At 68.7% G+C, this 16,371-nt stretch carries 17 protein-coding genes; 9 read left to right on the plus strand and 8 right to left on the minus strand.

Annotated elements, in window-relative coordinates:
• Positions 1 to 98: 98 nt before the first annotated feature.
• Complete coding sequence (gene pdxH / locus HWX09_RS21240; protein ID WP_027785253.1) at positions 99 to 743, minus strand: pyridoxamine 5'-phosphate oxidase; 645 nt, start codon at positions 741 to 743, stop codon at positions 99 to 101.
• 128 nt (positions 744 to 871) lie between these two features.
• On the opposite strand from pdxH, the gene tcdA reads away from it, so the two are divergent.
• Positions 872 to 1,729, plus strand: a complete 858-nt coding sequence (gene tcdA / locus HWX09_RS21245; RefSeq protein WP_027785252.1) for a tRNA cyclic N6-threonylcarbamoyladenosine(37) synthase TcdA — start codon at positions 872 to 874, stop codon at positions 1,727 to 1,729.
• A gap of 103 nt (positions 1,730 to 1,832) precedes the next feature.
• Here tcdA and trxA read toward each other — a convergent pair whose 3' ends face one another.
• Positions 1,833 to 2,681: a thioredoxin gene (gene trxA / locus HWX09_RS21250; RefSeq protein ID WP_027785251.1), complete on the minus strand. Its 849-nt coding sequence runs from the start codon at positions 2,679 to 2,681 to the stop codon at positions 1,833 to 1,835.
• A 52-nt stretch (positions 2,682 to 2,733) separates the two neighbouring features.
• Positions 2,734 to 3,615: a pirin family protein gene (locus HWX09_RS21255; RefSeq protein ID WP_027785250.1), complete on the minus strand. Its 882-nt coding sequence runs from the start codon at positions 3,613 to 3,615 to the stop codon at positions 2,734 to 2,736.
• Positions 3,616 to 3,873: 258 nt separating this feature from the next.
• On the opposite strand from HWX09_RS21255, the gene HWX09_RS21260 reads away from it, so the two are divergent.
• Positions 3,874 to 4,752 carry an EamA family transporter gene (locus HWX09_RS21260; protein ID WP_027785249.1) on the plus strand — a complete coding sequence of 293 codons (879 nt, stop codon included), beginning with the start codon at positions 3,874 to 3,876 and terminating at the stop codon, positions 4,750 to 4,752.
• A 45-nt stretch (positions 4,753 to 4,797) separates the two neighbouring features.
• On the opposite strand, the gene HWX09_RS21265 is transcribed toward HWX09_RS21260, so the two are convergent.
• Positions 4,798 to 6,324, minus strand: coding sequence for an N-acetylmuramoyl-L-alanine amidase (locus HWX09_RS21265; protein WP_027785248.1), 1,527 nt, complete (start codon positions 6,322 to 6,324; stop codon positions 4,798 to 4,800).
• Complete coding sequence (tsaE, locus tag HWX09_RS21270) at positions 6,306 to 6,857, minus strand: tRNA (adenosine(37)-N6)-threonylcarbamoyltransferase complex ATPase subunit type 1 TsaE (RefSeq protein ID WP_027785247.1); 552 nt, start codon at positions 6,855 to 6,857, stop codon at positions 6,306 to 6,308. The genes HWX09_RS21265 and tsaE overlap by 19 nt, the downstream gene beginning before the upstream one ends.
• Positions 6,858 to 6,874: 17 nt before the next feature.
• Between tsaE and queG the strand changes: the two genes are divergently transcribed.
• From queG to xerD, 3 genes are all read left to right on the plus strand, one after another.
• A complete protein-coding gene (gene queG / locus HWX09_RS21275; RefSeq protein WP_027785246.1) occupies positions 6,875 to 8,110 on the plus strand; it encodes a tRNA epoxyqueuosine(34) reductase QueG in 1,236 nt (411 codons plus the stop codon).
• Positions 8,111 to 8,174: 64 nt separating this feature from the next.
• Complete coding sequence (locus HWX09_RS21280; protein WP_006496476.1) at positions 8,175 to 8,645, plus strand: methylated-DNA--[protein]-cysteine S-methyltransferase; 471 nt, start codon at positions 8,175 to 8,177, stop codon at positions 8,643 to 8,645.
• Positions 8,642 to 9,592, plus strand: coding sequence for a site-specific tyrosine recombinase XerD (gene xerD, locus HWX09_RS21285; protein WP_027785245.1), 951 nt, complete (start codon positions 8,642 to 8,644; stop codon positions 9,590 to 9,592). The genes HWX09_RS21280 and xerD overlap by 4 nt, the downstream gene beginning before the upstream one ends.
• Positions 9,593 to 9,656: 64 nt before the next feature.
• Here xerD and HWX09_RS21290 read toward each other — a convergent pair whose 3' ends face one another.
• A complete protein-coding gene (locus HWX09_RS21290; RefSeq protein ID WP_027785244.1) occupies positions 9,657 to 11,219 on the minus strand; it encodes an AMP-binding protein in 1,563 nt (520 codons plus the stop codon).
• Positions 11,220 to 11,482: 263 nt separating this feature from the next.
• On the opposite strand from HWX09_RS21290, the gene ybaK reads away from it, so the two are divergent.
• Both ybaK and plsY read left to right on the plus strand, forming a co-directional pair.
• Positions 11,483 to 11,974: a Cys-tRNA(Pro) deacylase gene (gene ybaK / locus HWX09_RS21295; protein WP_027785243.1), complete on the plus strand. Its 492-nt coding sequence runs from the start codon at positions 11,483 to 11,485 to the stop codon at positions 11,972 to 11,974.
• Between the two features lie 116 nt (positions 11,975 to 12,090).
• Entirely contained in the window at positions 12,091 to 12,729 is a 639-nt protein-coding gene (gene plsY / locus HWX09_RS21300; protein ID WP_027785242.1) for a glycerol-3-phosphate 1-O-acyltransferase PlsY, read from the plus strand.
• Between the two features lie 80 nt (positions 12,730 to 12,809).
• Here plsY and HWX09_RS21305 read toward each other — a convergent pair whose 3' ends face one another.
• Positions 12,810 to 13,295 (minus strand): YajQ family cyclic di-GMP-binding protein, encoded by a 486-nt coding sequence (locus tag HWX09_RS21305; protein ID WP_006482217.1) that lies wholly within the window; start codon positions 13,293 to 13,295, stop codon positions 12,810 to 12,812.
• 136 nt (positions 13,296 to 13,431) lie between these two features.
• Here HWX09_RS21305 and murB point away from each other — a divergent pair, with 136 nt between their 5' ends.
• Positions 13,432 to 14,481, plus strand: a complete 1,050-nt coding sequence (murB, locus tag HWX09_RS21310; RefSeq protein ID WP_027785241.1) for a UDP-N-acetylmuramate dehydrogenase — start codon at positions 13,432 to 13,434, stop codon at positions 14,479 to 14,481.
• 86 nt (positions 14,482 to 14,567) lie between these two features.
• Here murB and argF read toward each other — a convergent pair whose 3' ends face one another.
• Entirely contained in the window at positions 14,568 to 15,497 is a 930-nt protein-coding gene (gene argF, locus HWX09_RS21315; protein WP_027785240.1) for an ornithine carbamoyltransferase, read from the minus strand.
• Positions 15,498 to 15,909: 412 nt separating this feature from the next.
• Here argF and HWX09_RS21320 point away from each other — a divergent pair, with 412 nt between their 5' ends.
• Positions 15,910 to 16,230, plus strand: coding sequence for a DUF3579 domain-containing protein (locus tag HWX09_RS21320; protein WP_011546046.1), 321 nt, complete (start codon positions 15,910 to 15,912; stop codon positions 16,228 to 16,230).
• The last annotated feature ends 141 nt before the right edge of the window (positions 16,231 to 16,371 follow it).

The following is a 16,371-nucleotide window of genomic DNA, read 5'->3' on the forward strand; positions in this document are numbered from 1 at the left end:
AATCGAATACAGCCAAGTATCTTGACCGGCGCCCGCCGCTTGCGAGGCGGGCGCCCGGATGCAACACGAAACACGACCGGCGTGCGCCGGCGCCGCGCTTACGGCGACAGGCGCGAGATCGTCCAGCCCGGCGACGCCGCGGCGTCGCGCGTATAGAGCAGGCGGTCGTGCAGCCGCGACGGGCGCCCCTGCCAGAACTCGATCGAGTCGGGCACGAGGCGGTAGCCGCCCCAGTGCGGCGGGCGCGGCGGGTTGTCGCCGTAGCGTTCGCTGACGGCCCGTTCGCGCGCCTCGAGCGTCGCGCGGCTGTCGATCACGGCGCTTTGCTCCGACGCCCATGCGCCGATGCGCGAGCCGAGCGGGCGCGACGCGAAATAGCGGTCGCTTTCTTCCGCGCTGGTTTTCTCGATCCGGCCTTCGATGCGCACCTGGCGCTCGAGCTCGATCCAGTAGAACAGTAGCGCGGCTTGCGGATGCACGGCGAGATCGTGCCCCTTGCGGCTTTCGTAATTGGTGAAGAAGACGAACCCACGTTCGTCGACGCCCTTGATGAGCACGATCCGGGCCGACGGCCGGCCGTCGGCGCCGACGGTCGCGAGCGTCATCGTGTTCGGCTCGGGCAGCTTGGCGGCGAGCGCCTCCTTGAACCAGCGATCGAACTGGGCGAACGGGTCGGGGGCGGCATCGGCTTCGTCGAGCGAAGCACGCGAATAGTTGATGCGGAGATCGGCGAGAGTCGTCATGTTATGCAAACGCTTCAATCTGGGGCCAGTATAGCGAACGCGCGAGAATCGTGCGTGCACAGTGGCGCGTGCGAGCGGGGAGTTCAGGCAGAATAGAGGGCTGCTCGACTTACGTTTTCCTTGCTGCCATGTCCTCCGCCGACGCTGCCCCGCCCAGTTCTTCTGATCTTACCCCGACCCCGGAAATCCAGCTTGACGTGGATCGCGCGCGGCGTTTCGGCGGCGTCGCGCGCCTGTATGGCGCGCCGGCGGCCGCCGCCTTCGAGCGGGCGCACGTCGCGGTGATCGGGATCGGCGGCGTCGGGTCGTGGGCGGCCGAGGCGCTCGCGCGCAACGCGGTCGGCACGCTCACGCTGATCGATCTCGACAACGTCGCGGAAAGCAATACGAACCGGCAGGTCCATGCGCTCGACGGCAATTACGGCAAGCCGAAGGTCGACGCGATGGCCGAGCGGATCGCGCTGATCGATCCCGCGTGCCGCGTGAACCGGATCGAGGATTTCGTCGAGCCCGACAACTTCGACGCGCTGCTCGGCGGCGGCTTCGACTACGTGATCGATGCGATCGACAGCGTGCGCACGAAGGTCGCGCTGATCGCATGGTGCGTCGCGAAACGGCAGCCGTTGATCGTCGTCGGCGGCGCGGGCGGGCAGCTCGACCCGACGCGCATCCGCATCGACGACCTCGCGCTGACGATCCAGGATCCGCTGCTGTCGAAAGTGCGCGCGCAGTTGCGCAAGCAGCACGGTTTTCCGCGCGGGCCGAAGGCGCGCTTCAAGGTCAGCGCCGTGTATTCGGACGAGCCGCTGATCTATCCGGAAGCGGCGGCCTGCGACATCGAGGACGGCGCCGAGCCGTCCGCGGCCGCGCACGTCGCGGGGCTCAACTGCGCGGGCTTCGGTTCGAGCGTGTGCGTGACCGCGAGCTTCGGTTTCGCGGCTGCCGCGCATGCGCTGCGGGCGATCGCGGCACAGGCGGCCGGCTGAGCCCGCGGTGCGCGGACAGCGAAGGGTGATGGCGCGGCACGGGTAACGTGCCGCGCGCGATACGGCGATACGGCGGGGCCGTCGCGGCCGGGCCGCTTGCGCATCAGTTGAGCGCCATGCTCAGCTTGCGTCGCCATGCGGCGACGAGGTCGGGTTGATCGCCGGCCAGTTCGAACACCGAGATCATCGTGCGGCGGCCGAGGTCGTCGCCGTAGGCGCGATCGCGCGTCACGATTTCCAGTAACTGTTCCAGCGCGCCTTCGTACGCACGCCGCGCGATCAGGCTCTGCGCGAGGTCGAAGCGCGCGTCGAGATCGGCCGGGTTCGCCGCGATGCGCGCTTCGAGCGCGTCGGTCGGAGGCAGGTCGGCCGTGGCTTCGAGCGCGTCGAAACGGGTCTTGATCGCCTGGTAGCGGGGGTCGCCGTTCTGCACGGTTTGCGGCGACAGGCGTTCGGTCTCGGCGCGCGCGGCGTCGACCTCGTTGCGCGCGAGCAGCAGCTCGATCAGGTCGAGGCGCGCGTCGTCGTAGCCGGGGTTCAGCGCGAGCGCCGCTTCGAGGTGCGCGAGCGCCTCGTCGAAGCGCTGTTCGGCCATCGCATACTGCGCGGCGCGGCGCTCGGCTTCCTCGGCCGCCGGCAGCAGCCGGTCGAGGAACGCGCGCAACTGGCCTTCGGGCAGCACGCCGACGAACTGGTCGACCGGGCGCCCGTCGGCGAACGCGATCACGTGCGGAATGCTGCGTGTCTGGAAGTGCGCGGCGAGTTCCTGGTTCTCGTCGACGTTGACCTTCACGAGCTTCCAGCGGCCTGCATAGTCGGCCTCGAGCTTTTCCAGCAGCGGGCCGAGCGTCTTGCAGGGGCCGCACCACGGCGCCCAGAAGTCGACCAGCACGGGCATGTCCAGCGACGCCTCGATGACGTCTTTCTCGAATGTGGCAAGCGTGGTGTCCATGTCGTTCTCTTCCGTTCGAATATCGTCAGGATGGGGGCGGCGCGCCGCTTTTTCAACGCGGCTTCGATTCGGGCAGCGGAATCCACTCGGTTTCGCCCGGCACCTTGCCCATCTCCTGGCGCGTCCAGGCCGCTTTCGCATGCTCGATGGCCTCGCGGCTGCTCGCGACGAAATTCCACTCGATGAAGCGTTCGCCGTCGATCTTGTCGCCGCCGAGCAGCATCGCGCGCGCGCCGCCGCCGCTCGTCAACGTGACCGTCGCGCCCAGCGCGAGCACGGCCATCCGTTCGGCCGGCACCGGCGTGCCGTCGATCGCGAGTTCTCCGTCGACCACGTAGACCGCGCGCTCCTCGTGCGACGCATCGAGTTCGAGCCGGCCGCCTGCCGTGAATTCGGCCGCGACGTACAGCGTGCGCGAGAACGTCGTCACGGGCGAGCGCAGCCCGAACGCGTCGCCGGCAATCACCGTCAGCGTGACGCCGTCTTCGTCGCGCTTGGGCAGCGTATCGGCCGCGTGGTGCTCGAACGACGGCTCGGTCGACTCGTGCGCTTGCGGCAGCGCGACCCAGGTCTGGATCCCGTGCACGGTATGGCCGCTGGCGCGCTGCGCGTCCGGCGTGCGCTCCGAGTGGACGATCCCGCGGCCGGCCGTCATCCAGTTCACGTCGCCCGGCACGATTTCCTGCCGCGAGCCGAGGCTGTCGCGGTGCAGGATCGCGCCGTCGAACAGGTAGGTGACCGTCGCGAGCCCGATGTGCGGATGCGGGCGCACGTCGAGCCCCGTGCCGGCCGGCAGCGCCGCGGGCCCCATGTGATCGAAGAAGATGAACGGGCCGACGAGGCGTGCGGCGAGCGCGGGCAGCGTGCGGCGCACCTGCAGGTTGCCGATGTCGCGCACGTGCGGCTTCAGCAGGGCTTTGATCGAGTCGGTCATGGCGGGTCTCGTGGGAACGGCTGGATTGCCGGTCATTGTACTGGCGGCGCGGCGGCGCGCGTGATGGGGCCCGCGAAACGCGCTCGGCCCGATGCGGCCGCGGCAGGCACGCGTCGTGCGGCGTCCAGCGCGTTGCGCAAGCCGCTGCGCGCGCCGCGGATTCCATGCGCGCCGCACGGGTATCGGGCCGGGCGACGAAACCCGGTAGACTGGCCGGCTTCACAACGACGATTCGACAATCGAAGGGAGACGCCGATGATGGCCCCGAAGGACTTGCTGCTCGCGCTGGTCGTGATCCTGGCGTGGGGCGTGAACTTCGTCGTGATCAAGGTCGGCCTGCACGGCATGCCGCCGATGCTGCTCGGCGCGCTGCGCTTCACGCTCGCGGCCGTGCCCGCGGTATTCTTCGTGCGCCGGCCGCAAATTTCGTGGCGGCTGCTGGTGCTGTACGGCGCGACGATCCAGCTCGGGCAGTTCGTGTTCCTGTTCACCGGCATGTACGTCGGCATGCCGGCCGGCCTCGCATCGCTCGTGCTGCAGTCGCAGGCGTTCTTCACGCTGGTGTTCGCGATGCTGTTCCTCGGCGAGCGGCTGCGCGCGCAGAACCTGATCGGCCTCGCGATCGCCGCGGGCGGGCTCGTCGTGATCGCCGCGCAGGGCGGCCGCGCGATGACGCTCGCGGGCTTCCTGCTGACGATCTGCGCGGCCGCGATGTGGGCCGTCGGCAATATCGTCACGAAGAAGGTCGGGAAGGCGAACCTCGTGTCGCTCGTCGTGTGGGCCAGCCTCGTGCCGCCCGTGCCGTTCTTCCTGCTGTCGCTGTGGTTCGAAGGGCCGCGGCGGATCGCGACCGCGCTCGCCGGGCTGAACGCCGCGTCGATCTTCGCGGTCGTCTATCTCGCGTTCGTCGCGACGCTGCTCGGTTACGGGCTGTGGAGCCGCCTGCTGTCGCGCTACCCGGCCGCGCAGGTCGCGCAGTTCTCGCTGCTGGTGCCGATCGTCGGGCTCGCGTCGTCGGCGCTGCTGCTCGACGAGCATCTGACGCACACGCAGCTGATCGGCGCCGCGCTCGTGATGGGCGGGCTCGCGGTGAACGTGTTCGGCGGGAAACTGCTGAGCCGCTTCGCGGCGTCGTGACGCGCCGGCACGCGCTGCGTGCCGGCGGCAGGGTACGGGTGGCGCTCAGGCCATCCGGTTCTTCGCGAGCGGCGGATTCGCGGCGAAATAACGCTTGATGCCGCGGAAGATCGCGTCGGCCATCTCGTCGCGATAGCTGTCGTCGTTGAGCCGGCGCTCTTCGTCCGGGTTGCTGATGAACGCGGTCTCGACGAGGATCGACGGAATGTCGGGCGCCTTCAGCACCGCGAACCCGGCCTGCTCGACCGAGCCCTTGTGCAGCTTGTTGATCCCGCCCACTTCCTTCAGCACGTAGTTGCCGTAGCGCAGCGAGTCGCGGATCTGCGCGGTCGTCGACATGTCGAACAGCGCGCGGTTCACCGCCGCGTCCGCCGTCTTGATGTTGATGCCGCCGATCAGGTCGGACGAATTCTCCTTGTTCGCCATCCAGCGCGCCGCGGCGCTCGTCGCGCCGTGGTCGGACAGCGCGAACACCGACGAGCCGCGCGCGGACGGCGTCGTGAACGCGTCCGCGTGGATCGACACGAAGAGATCCGCGCCGACGCGGCGCGCTTTCTGCACGCGTACGTTCAGCGGCACGAAGAAATCGGCGTCGCGCGTCATCATCGCGCGCATGTTCGGCGCGGCGTCGATCTTCGCGCGCAGCTTCTTCGCGATGTCGAGCGCGATGTGCTTCTCGTACGTGCCGCCGCCGCCGATCGCACCCGGATCCTCGCCGCCGTGGCCCGGGTCGATCGCGACCGTCAGCAGCCGCACGGTGCCGCCCTTGCCGGATTTCGGCGCGGTGAACTTGTAGGTGTCGCCGTCGTCGTCGTTGTCGTCGCGGCGCGCGATGACGGGCGGCGGCTTGACGGCCGGCTTCGCGGGCGTCGACGGCGTGCCGGCGGCCGGCGGCGCATGCGGCGTGGCCGGCGTGTTCTGCGCGAAACGCTGGAAGAATGCGTCGCTGTTGTCGCCCGCGGCGGGCGGCGGCGTGCCCGGACCGGCCAGCCCGCCCGGTGGCTGCATCTGCTGCGCGCGCGCGGTGTCGTTGAGCGCCTGTTCCTTGCGTTCCGTCTGCGCGATCAGGTCGGACAGCGGGTCGGGCGCGACGGCCGGATACAGGTCGAACACGAGCCGGTACTTGTACGTGCCGACGGGCGGCAGCGTGAACACCTGCGGTTTCACCGAGCCTTTCAGGTCGAACACCATCCGCACGACGTGCGGCTGATACTGGCCGACGCGCACCGACTGGATCTGCGGATCGTTCGGCGTGATCTTCGACACGAGGTCGCGCAGCGCCTGGTCGAGGTCGAGGCCGCTCAGGTCGACGACGAGACGGTCGGGACCCTGCAGCAACTGTTGGCTATTCTGCAGCGGCTGGTCGGATTCGATCGTGACGCGCGTGTAATCGCGCGCGGGCCACACGCGCACGCCGAGCACCGACGACGCGTGCGCGAGCCGCGGCGCGACGAGGCCGAGCACCAGCGTCGACGCCCCCGCGCGCAGAATTTGACGGCGCCGCCAGTTGTGCGTCGCGGTGGCCGCCGATTCGATCGAGCGGAACGGTTTGATCAACATCTTTCGAGACATGCCTTTCCTGAAGCGCTGTACGCCCGGACGGTGAGGGCGCGGCCGTCGCCGTCCACGTCGAGCGAAAAAACCAGATCGGGCACGCCGAGCAGGGCGCCCGCCTGTTGCGGCCATTCGACGAGGCAGATCGCGCTGGAATTGAAATATTCGCGAAAGCCTGCGTCGGACCATTCGGCCGGATCGTTGAATCGATACAGATCGAAGTGATAGACCTCGAGTTCCCCATCGCTGCGTTCGAGCGCGTACGGCTCGACGAGCGTATAGGTCGGGCTGCGCACGCGCCCCGGGTGGCCGAGGCCGCGCAGGATCGCGCGCACGAGCGTCGTCTTGCCCGCGCCGAGATCGCCGATCAGCTGGATCTGCAGCCCGTCGAACGCGTGTGCTCGGACGAGCTCGGTGCGCGCCGCGTCGAGCGCGTGCGCGAAGCGCGTGCCGAAGGCCTCGGTTGCCGCTTCGTCGGCGAGCGCGATCACGCGCTCCGCGAGCGGGGCGGGCAACGTGGCGTGAGGCGGTTGGCTGGACGTGGCTGGCATTCTCGTAAAATAGTGCGATGAACCGACTACCGGAACACGCCGCATCCGACAGGCCTTCGACTCGTGACGAAGGCGCGGCGCCGTGCGCGCTCGACGATGCGGCGTTGACTGCGCTCGCCGCTCGCATCAGGGCGTGGGGGCGCGAATTGGGTTTCGGGGCGATCGGCATCAGCGATACCGATCTCTCGGATGCCGAAGCGGGCCTCGCCGCCTGGCTGGAAGCCGGTTACCACGGCGAAATGGATTATATGGCGAAACATGGGATGAAACGCGCGCGGCCGGCCGAACTTGTGGCCGGTACGCGACGCGTGATCTCCGTGCGGCTCGCCTATTTGCCGGCCCAAACGCTCGCCGACGGTGCGCCCGGTGGCGAGCCCGGCGCGCTCGTCCCGCACGACTGGCGCGCGCGCGAACGGGCGCGGCTCGACGATCCGCAGGCGGCCGTCGTGTCGATCTATGCGCGCGGCCGCGACTATCACAAGGTGCTGCGCAACCGGCTGCAGACGCTCGCGGAGCGCATCGAGCACGAGATCGGCGGGTTCGGCTACCGCGTGTTCACCGATTCGGCGCCCGTGCTCGAAGTCGAGCTCGCGCAGAAGGCCGGCGTCGGCTGGCGCGGCAAGCATACGTTGCTGCTGCAGCGCGATGCCGGCTCGCTGTTCTTCCTCGGCGAAATCTACGTCGACGTTGCGCTGCCGACCGACGCGCACACGTCGCCCGACACCGCGCCCGAGACGCCCGGCGCGCACTGCGGCAGTTGCACGCGCTGCATCGACGCATGCCCGACCGGCGCGATCGTCGAGCCATACCGCGTCGACGCGCGCCGCTGCATCTCGTACCTGACGATCGAATTGAAAGGTAGCATCCCCGAACCGCTGCGGCCGATGATCGGCAATCGCGTGTACGGCTGCGACGACTGCCAGCTCGTGTGCCCGTGGAACAAGTTCGCGCAGGCCGCGCCCGTCGCCGATTTCGACGTGCGGCACGGCCTCGATCGCGCGACGCTCGTCGAGCTGTTCGCGTGGGACGCCGACGCGTTCGATACGCGGATGCAGGGCAGCGCGATCCGGCGCATCGGCTACGAAAGCTGGCTGCGCAATCTCGCGGTCGGGCTCGGCAATGCGCTGCGCGCCGGCGCGGACCGGCTCGCGCCGCCCGCGCGCGACGCGATCGTCGCCGCGCTGCGCGCGCGGGCCGACGATCCGTCGCCGGTCGTGCGCGAGCATGTCGAATGGGCGCTGCGAGCCGCGTGAAGGCGGCGTAAAGTGTCGTCGGCGCGCGGCAGGGCCGCGCGCATTCCTCGGTCAGGAGAAGGCAATGTTCAACGCAGTGATCGACGCGCCGTTCGGCAAGGTCGGCATCCGCACGGATGCCGCGGTGGTGCGCGAGATCGTCTATCTGCCCGAATCGATGAAGTCGGTCGATCCGGATTCGGCGCTCGCGAAGCGCGCGGTCAAGCAGATCGAACGTTATTTCGAGCGCGCGTCCGCACGCTTCGATCTGCCGCTCGCCGACGTCGGCAGCGCATTCCAGCACCGCGTGTGGGACGTGATCAGCGACATCCCGCCCGGTACGGTGCTGACCTACGGCCAGGTCGCGAAGCGGATCGGCAGCGCGCCGCGCGCGGTCGGCCAGGCGTGCGGCGCGAATTACTTTCCGCTCGTGATTCCGTGCCATCGCGTCGTCGCGGCGGGCGGGCTCGGCGGGTTCGCGAACCATGACGACAATGGCTATTACCAGCAAGTGAAGCGCTGGCTGCTGACGCACGAGGGCGTGCCGTACCGATGAGCGAACCACTGATTTCCCCCGAAAACGACGGCGATGCCGTCGCGGCATCGCCCGCGCTGCTCGCGAGCCGCGCGTCGATCGACGTGTTCTGCGATGCGCTGTGGCTCGAACACGGGCTCGCGCGCAACACGCTCGATGCGTACCGGCGCGACCTGGCGCTGTTTTCCCAATGGCTGGCCGCGACGCACGACGCGCCGCTCGACGCGGCCGACGAGGCGATGGTGACGGGCTACATCGCGGCGCGCAGCGACGGCAAGGCGACGTCGTCGAACCGGCGACTGTCCGTGTTCCGCCGCTATTACGGCTGGGCCGTGCGCGAGCATCGCGCAAACGCCGACCCGACGCTGCGGATCACGTCCGCGAAACAGGCGGCCCGGTTCCCGTCGACGCTGTCCGAGGCGCAGGTCGAGGCGCTGCTCGGCGCGCCCGACATCGGCACGCCGCTCGGCCTGCGCGATCGCACGATGCTCGAGCTGATGTATGCGAGCGGGCTGCGCGTGAGCGAGCTCGTCACGCTGAAGACGGTAGAGGTCGGCCTCAACGAAGGCGTCGTGCGCGTGATGGGCAAGGGTTCGAAGGAGCGGCTCGTGCCGTTCGGCGAAGTCGCGCACGGCTGGATCGAACGCTACCTGCGCGATGCGCGGCCGGCGCTGCTCGGCGCGCGCGCGGCCGACGCACTGTTCGTGACCGCACGCGGCGACGGGATGACCCGCCAGCAGTTCTGGAACATCATCAAGCGTCACGCGCAGCAGGCCGACGTGCGCGCGCACCTGTCGCCGCACACGCTGCGGCACGCGTTCGCGACGCACCTGCTGAACCACGGCGCCGACCTGCGCGTCGTGCAGTTGCTGCTCGGCCACAGCGACATCTCGACCACGCAGATCTATACGCACGTCGCGCGCGAACGGCTCAAGACGCTGCACGCGCAGCATCACCCGCGCGGCTGACGCGCGACGCGTGCATGCGGCGCGGCGCGGGCGCCGATGCGGGAGCCGGCGCGCGGCGCCCGCGTCAGACCAGCTCGCGCAGCCGGTGCTTGAGCACCTTGCCGGTCGACGCGGCCGGCAGCGCAGCGAGCACGCGGATATGCGCAGGGCGTTTGTAAGCCGCGAGCCGATCCGCGCACCATGCATGCAATGCCGCCTCGTCCGCCGTCGCGCCCGGCAGCAGCTCGACGAACGCGAGCACTTCCTCGTTGCCTTCGATCGCGCGGCCGATCACGGCCGCCTGCACGACGTCCGGATGCGCGTTCAGCACCTGTTCGACCTCGACCGGATAGACGTTGAAGCCCGAGCGGATGATCAGCTCCTTGCTGCGGCCCGCGATCGTCACCGCGCCGTCCGCCTCCTGCCGCGCGAGATCGCCGGTGCTCAGCCAGCCGTCCGGCGACACGGCGGCGCGCGTCGCGTCCGCGTTGCGGTAGTAGCCGAGCATCACGTTCGGCCCGCGCACGCGGATCTCGCCGACTTCGCCCGGCGGCACGTCGGTGCCGTCCGGCGCGACGATCCGCATGTCGACGCCCGGAATCGGCACGCCGACCGAACTGTCCGTGCGCGGCGCATCGAGCGGCGTCTGCGTGATCGTCGGGCTGCTTTCGGTCATGCCGTAGCCGTTGTGCAGCGGCACGCCGTACAGGCGCTCGACGCGGGCCTTCAGGCTCGCATCGAGCGGCGAGCCGCCCGAATACGCGAAGCGCAGCCGCGGTGCGCGCCAGGCATGGCCGTGCGTATGAAGGTGTTCGAGCAGCTTCGCGTGCATCGCGGGCACGCCCTGGAAGATCGTGACGCCTTCGTCGGCGAGCGCGACGCGGACGGCTTCCGGCGAGAAGCGCGGCGCGAGCCGCAGCGTCGCGCCCGCATACAGGCTGCCCAGGCACACCGACGCGAGGCCGTACACGTGGGACACGGGCAGCACCGTGTAGACGGCGTCGTCGGGCGACACGCGGCGCAGCGTGCTCGACGTCGCCGCGATGAACAGCAGGTTGCGGTGCGACAGCATCACGCCTTTCGGCGTACCGGTCGTGCCCGTCGTGTAGATCAGCGCCGCGCATTGCTCGGCGCCGTCGGCGGCCACCGGTTCGGCGGGCGCGCTCGCATCGACCCGATACGACCACGCGCCGATGTCGACCGGCAGCGCACCGGCGGGCGTGGCGCCGAGCCGCTCGGCATGGGCGCGCGCCTCGGGCGAGACGTCCGTCGTGAACGCGATCAGCTTCGGGCGCGCGTGCGCGGCGATCGCGTCGAGCTCGGCGGCCGACAGCCGCGCGTTCGATACGAGCGCCCAGGCGTCGATGCGGGCGGCCGCGAACAGCAGCACGATCTGCGCGATGCAGTTTTCCGCGACGATCATCACGCGGTCGCCGCCTTGCACGCCGAGGCTCGCCAGCCGCGCTGCCGCCGCGTCGACGGCCCGCGCCAGCTCGCCGTACGACACGCGGCGTGCATCTTCGATCAGTGCCGGATGCGCGGGCGACTGCACGGCCCGATGGGCGGGCACGTCGGCAATGCGACGCGGCAGCGCCGCGAGCAGTGCATCGACGTCGAGCGCTTCGGACGAACGGGGTGGCGAGGACATGGCGTCTCCAGAAGAGGGGCCGGCGGTGGCCGACGATATTGGCGAACGATCGTGCCATGACGGCGCGCGCGCCACAATCGGGCAATCGGGCAATCGGGCAATAGCGCTTCGCGATGTCCGCAACGATGATGAATGCAATCGTCGTCGCGATGGGGCGGGCCACCGGGCGGAAAGACGGGCCGCGAGTATACCGCCGGCGCGGGCCCGCCATTGCGCGCCCGCCGATCGTTCGCCATTGGATCGTTCGCCATTAAAATGCCGCCATGAGCAAATCCAGACACGTGTCCGAAACCCCCGCGACCCAACTGCTGCGCCGTCATGGCGTCGCATTCGGCGAGCATCCGTACGAATACGTCGAGCATGGCGGCACCGGCGAATCGGCGCGCCAGCTCGACGTCGACGAGCACAGCGTCGTGAAGACGCTCGTGATGGAAGACGAACACGCGAAGCCGCTGATCGTGCTGATGCACGGCGACCGCACCGTGTCGACGAAGAATCTCGCGCGGCAGATCGGCGCGAAGCGCGTCGAGCCATGCAAGCCCGAGGTTGCGAACCGCCATTCGGGCTATCTCGTCGGCGGCACGTCGCCGTTCGGCACACGCAAGGCGATGCCCGTCTACGTCGAGGCGACGATCCTCGAATTGCCGACGATCTACGTCAACGGCGGCCGGCGCGGCTACCTCGTCAGCCTCGCGCCGGCGGTGCTCACGTCGCTGCTCGGCGCGCAGCCCGTGCAGTGCGCGAGCGTCGACTGAGGGTTTCACCTTCGTGGCAGTCCGCGCCCGTTCGGTAGAATGGGCGCCGTTTCGGCTTGCCGGCTTGCCGCGCACCGCCGTCCCTTTCCCGATACGTTGAAAAAAGAGTTCCCCGCATGCAGATCCTGCTCGCCGCCCTCGTTGCCTACCTGATCGGTTCGGTGTCGTTCGCCGTCGTCGTCAGCGCCACGATGGGCCTGGCCGACCCGCGTTCGTACGGGTCGAAGAATCCCGGCGCGACCAACGTGCTGCGCAGCGGCAACAAGAAGGCCGCGATCCTGACGCTCGTCGGCGACGCGTTCAAGGGCTGGATCGCCGTCTGGCTCGCCCGGCACTTCGGCCTGCCCGACGTCGCGGTCGCGTGGGTCGCGATCGCCGTGTTCCTCGGCCATCTGTACCCGGTGTTCTTCCGCTTCCAGGGCGGCAAGGGTGTCGCGACCGCGGCCGGCGTGCTGCTCGCCGTGCATCCGGTGCTCGGGCTCGCGACCGCGCTGACCTGGCTGATCGTCGCGTTCTTCTTCCGCTATTCGTCGCTCGCGGCGCTGGTGGCGGCCGTGTTCGCGCCGGTGTTCGACGTGTTCCTGTTCGGCACCGGCCATAACCCGGTCGCATGGGCCGTGCTCGCGATGAGCGTGCTGCTCGTGTGGCGTCACCGCGGCAACATCTCGAAGCTGCTTGCGGGGCAGGAGAGCCGGATCGGCGACAAGAAGAAGGCGGCCGCGGACGGCGGCGCGCAGGACGGCGGCAAAGCCTGAGAAGGCGCGGCGCTTGCCGCGCGCCGGGCGCGCCGCGCATGCGGGGCCCGGCCGGAAGACGCGACTTGGCCGGCGGCCGATCAGTCGCGGAAGTTGTTGAAGTCGAGGGGCGTGTCGGTCACGTCCTTGCGCAGCATCGCGATCGTGCTCTGCAGGTCGTCGCGCTTCGTGCCCGATATGCGCACCGCGTCGCCCTGGATGCTCGCCTGCACCTTGATCTTGCTGTCCTTCACGAGGCGCACGATCTTCTTCGCGAGGTCGCCCGTCACGCCTTTCTTCACGGTGACGATCTGCTTGACCTTGTCGCCGCCGATCTTCTCGACCTTGCCGTAGTCGAGGAAGCGCACGTCGACGTTGCGCTTGGCCAGCTTGCCGATCAGCACGTCCTTGACCTGGCCGAGCTTGAAATCGTCGTCGGCGAACAGCGTCAGCTCGCGTTCCTTCTGCTCGACGCGTGCGTCGGAGCCCTTGAAGTCGAAGCGCGTCGAAATTTCCTTGTTCGACTGCTCGATGGCGTTCTTCACTTCGATCATGTTCGCTTCGGAAACGACGTCGAACGATGGCATGGCATTCTCCCTTGAGATGCGGGCACCCGGCTCGCGCGCGGGCACTCGCTATAATTGCGGACTGTTTGCCATTTTACCGATGCCCCTCCGTTTGCCCAAGGCCGGCCATGCGCCGCCCGGGCCGACGTGACCGCGAATGCCGATGCCTCCTGACGATTCCGCCCTGTCGCTGCTTCCCGACCATCCGCTCGCCGCGCACAACACGTTCGGCATTGCCGCGCGCGCGCGCTTCGCCGCGCGCGTCACGCAGGCGGCCCAGTTCGAGGCGCTGCATCGCGACCCGCGGGTCGCGAACCTGCCGCGGCTCGTGCTCGGCGGCGGCAGCAATATCGTGTTCACGCGCGATTTCGACGGCGTCGTGCTGCTCGACGAGATCGCGGGCCGCCGCGTCGTGCGCGAGGACGGCGAGGCGTGGTACGTCGAGGCCGGCGGCGGCGAGAACTGGCACGCGTTCGTCGCGTGGACGCTCGAGCACGGGATGCCGGGCCTCGAGAATCTCGCGCTGATCCCGGGCACCGTCGGCGCCGCGCCGATCCAGAACATCGGCGCGTACGGCCTCGAGATGAAGGTGTATTTCGATTCGCTGGTCGCGGTCGAGCTGGCGACGGGGCGCCGCGAGCGTTTCGACGCCGCGCGCTGCGCGTTCGGCTATCGCGACAGTTTCTTCAAGCGGGAAGGGCGCGGCCGGTTCGCGATCGTCGCGGTGACGTTCCGGCTGCCGAAGCGATGGGCGCCGCGGCTCGGCTACGCGGACGTCACGCGCGAGCTCGACGCGCGCGGCATCGCGCCCGATGCGGCGACGCCGCGCGACGTGTTCGATGCGGTCGTCGCGATCCGCCGCGCGAAGCTGCCCGATCCGCTGGTGCTCGGCAATGCGGGCAGTTTCTTCAAGAATCCGGTGATCGATGCCGCGCAGTTCGATGCGCTGCGCGCCCGCGCGCCGGATGTCGTGTCGTATCCGCAGCCGGACGGGCACGTGAAGCTCGCGGCCGGCTGGCTGATCGACCGCTGCGGCTGGAAGGGGCGCGCACTCGGGGCGGCGGCCGTGCACGATCGCCAGGCGCTCGTGCTCGTCAATCGCGGCGGCGCGACCGGCGCCGACGTGCTTGCGCTGGCGCGGGCGATCCAGACCGACGTGCGCGCGCGGTTCGGCGTCGAGCTGGAGGCCGAACCGGTCTGCCTGTAACGCCGCGCGCGCCGGTTTTGGCGCATCCAAACGGAAAGCGCCGATCGTCGACCGGCGCTTTTTTTACGCGTGTGCGTTGCGGCGCGTCAGTGCTTGAGGCGGCCGAGCAGCAGGAACTCCATCAGCGCCTTCTGCACGTGCAGGCGGTTTTCCGCTTCGTCCCACACGACGCTCTGCGGGCCGTCGATCACGCCGGCCGTCACCTCCTCGCCGCGGTGCGCGGGCAGGCAATGCATGAAGAGGGCATCCGGATTAGCATGGCCCATCATTTCCTCGTCGACGCACCAGTCGGCGAATGCCTGCTTGCGCGCCTCGTTCTCGGCCTCGAAACCCATGCTCGTCCACACGTCGGTCGTCACGAGATCGGCGCCCTTGCACGCTTCGTTCGGATCGTCGAATACCTCGTAGAACGGCGCGCTGTCGGGCGACACGAGCTTCATGTCGAGCGCATAGCCGGGCGGCGTCGACAGGCGCAGCTTGAAGCCGAGGATCTGCGCGGCTTCGATCCACGTGTACAGCATGTTGTTCGCGTCGCCGACCCACGCGACGGTCTTGCCGGCGATCGGGCCGCGGTGTTCGTAGTACGTGAAGATGTCGGCGAGCACCTGGCAAGGGTGGTAGTCGTTGGTCAGGCCGTTGATCACCGGGACGCGGGAGTTCTGCGCGAAGCGTGTGATCACGTCCTGCTCGAACGTGCGGATCATGATGATGTCGACCATGCGCGAGATGACCTGCGCGGAATCCTCGACGGGTTCGCCGCGGCCGAGTTGCGTATCGCGCGTGCTCATGAAGACGGCGTGGCCGCCGAGCTGGAAGATCCCGGCCTCGAACGACAGGCGCGTGCGCGTCGAGCTCTTCTCGAAGATCATCGCGAGCGTGCGGTCGTGCAGCGGGTGATAGGTCTCGTAGTTCTTGAACTTGCGCTTCAGGATACCCGTGCGTTCGAGCACGTACTCGTAGTCTTCCAGCGAGAAATCCTTGAACTGCAGGTAGTGACGAATGGTTTTGGCGGTCATGAAACGAAATACGGCGGGTCTCACCCGGCAGCGAGGCCGGACGGCGCCGCCGTCGGGTGTGGATAACTCAAAGCAGCATAAAGGATTTTCCGTGCTTTGACGAGCCGTGGCGCGACGCGGAGCGGGATCGTCGCGCGCGACCGGCGGTGCCGGAAAGGGGGCGTCGGGACGACGCGCGATGGCGCGCTGCGGTATAATTCAAAAGTTTTCTCCAGCCCGGCAGGCAAGGCTTTTCGCGCTCTGCCGGACACAAGCCGTGCGCTGCACAAATCCGGTGCAGCCCACCGGCGGCGCGCATCGACGCCCCGTTTTCGGGATATCGATTGGCTCGTGCCGCCGACCCTCCAGCTTTGTGTTCGCGTACCCAGGCGCCGTTGCCTGGGCATCGCCGGGCCGTCACTTGGGTAACCACATGGCTGAAACCCCTCCGACCGAATTTTTCATCCAGGGCATCACGAAAGACGGGAAAAAGTTTCGCCCGAGCGACTGGTCGGAACGTCTGGCCGGTGTGATGGCCTGCTTCGGGCCGGGGGCCAGCGGGCCGAATGCGCGTCTCAAGTATTCGCTGTACGTGCGCCCGACGATGCTCGGCGACCTGAAATGCGTGATCCTCGATTCGCGGTTGCGCGACATCGAACCGATGGCTTTCGATTTCGTGCTGAATTTCGCGAAGGACAACAACCTCGTCGTGACCGAGGCGTGCGAGCTGCCGGACTACAACACGAAGAAGTAAGTCATGCCGACGGGCGAGGGCGCGTGCCGCACCGGCCCGGGCACATGCCGCCACCGCGCGTGATACGCAGGCGACAGGCAACAAAAAAACCCGCGTAAGCGGGTTTTTTTGCGATCGCAGGAAACAGGAGCGCCCGCGCGA

The organism is Burkholderia sp. BCC1208 (genome assembly GCF_902833095.1).
In the GTDB taxonomy this organism is placed as follows: Bacteria; Pseudomonadota; Gammaproteobacteria; order Burkholderiales; family Burkholderiaceae; genus Burkholderia.

Excerpts from the sequence above, each read along its gene's own strand:
- tsaE (WP_027785247.1), bottom strand. The coding sequence starts at position 6,857 with ATGCCAGCCACGTCCAGCCAACCGCCTCACGCCACGTTGCCCGCCCCG.
- pdxH (WP_027785253.1), bottom strand. The coding sequence starts at position 743 with ATGACGACTCTCGCCGATCTCCGCATCAACTATTCGCGTGCTTCGCTC.
- HWX09_RS21320 (WP_011546046.1), top strand. The coding sequence starts at position 15,910 with ATGGCTGAAACCCCTCCGACCGAATTTTTCATCCAGGGCATCACGAAA.
- HWX09_RS21260 (WP_027785249.1), top strand. The coding sequence starts at position 3,874 with ATGGCCCCGAAGGACTTGCTGCTCGCGCTGGTCGTGATCCTGGCGTGG.
- trxA (WP_027785251.1), bottom strand. The coding sequence starts at position 2,681 with ATGGACACCACGCTTGCCACATTCGAGAAAGACGTCATCGAGGCGTCG.
- queG (WP_027785246.1), top strand. The coding sequence starts at position 6,875 with ATGAACCGACTACCGGAACACGCCGCATCCGACAGGCCTTCGACTCGT.
- plsY (WP_027785242.1), top strand. The coding sequence starts at position 12,091 with ATGCAGATCCTGCTCGCCGCCCTCGTTGCCTACCTGATCGGTTCGGTG.
- HWX09_RS21265 (WP_027785248.1), bottom strand. The coding sequence starts at position 6,324 with ATGTCTCGAAAGATGTTGATCAAACCGTTCCGCTCGATCGAATCGGCG.
- HWX09_RS21255 (WP_027785250.1), bottom strand. The coding sequence starts at position 3,615 with ATGACCGACTCGATCAAAGCCCTGCTGAAGCCGCACGTGCGCGACATC.
- tcdA (WP_027785252.1), top strand. The coding sequence starts at position 872 with ATGTCCTCCGCCGACGCTGCCCCGCCCAGTTCTTCTGATCTTACCCCG.
- HWX09_RS21305 (WP_006482217.1), bottom strand. The coding sequence starts at position 13,295 with ATGCCATCGTTCGACGTCGTTTCCGAAGCGAACATGATCGAAGTGAAG.
- argF (WP_027785240.1), bottom strand. The coding sequence starts at position 15,497 with ATGACCGCCAAAACCATTCGTCACTACCTGCAGTTCAAGGATTTCTCG.
- murB (WP_027785241.1), top strand. The coding sequence starts at position 13,432 with ATGCCGATGCCTCCTGACGATTCCGCCCTGTCGCTGCTTCCCGACCAT.
- HWX09_RS21290 (WP_027785244.1), bottom strand. The coding sequence starts at position 11,219 with ATGTCCTCGCCACCCCGTTCGTCCGAAGCGCTCGACGTCGATGCACTG.
- ybaK (WP_027785243.1), top strand. The coding sequence starts at position 11,483 with ATGAGCAAATCCAGACACGTGTCCGAAACCCCCGCGACCCAACTGCTG.
- xerD (WP_027785245.1), top strand. The coding sequence starts at position 8,642 with ATGAGCGAACCACTGATTTCCCCCGAAAACGACGGCGATGCCGTCGCG.
- HWX09_RS21280 (WP_006496476.1), top strand. The coding sequence starts at position 8,175 with ATGTTCAACGCAGTGATCGACGCGCCGTTCGGCAAGGTCGGCATCCGC.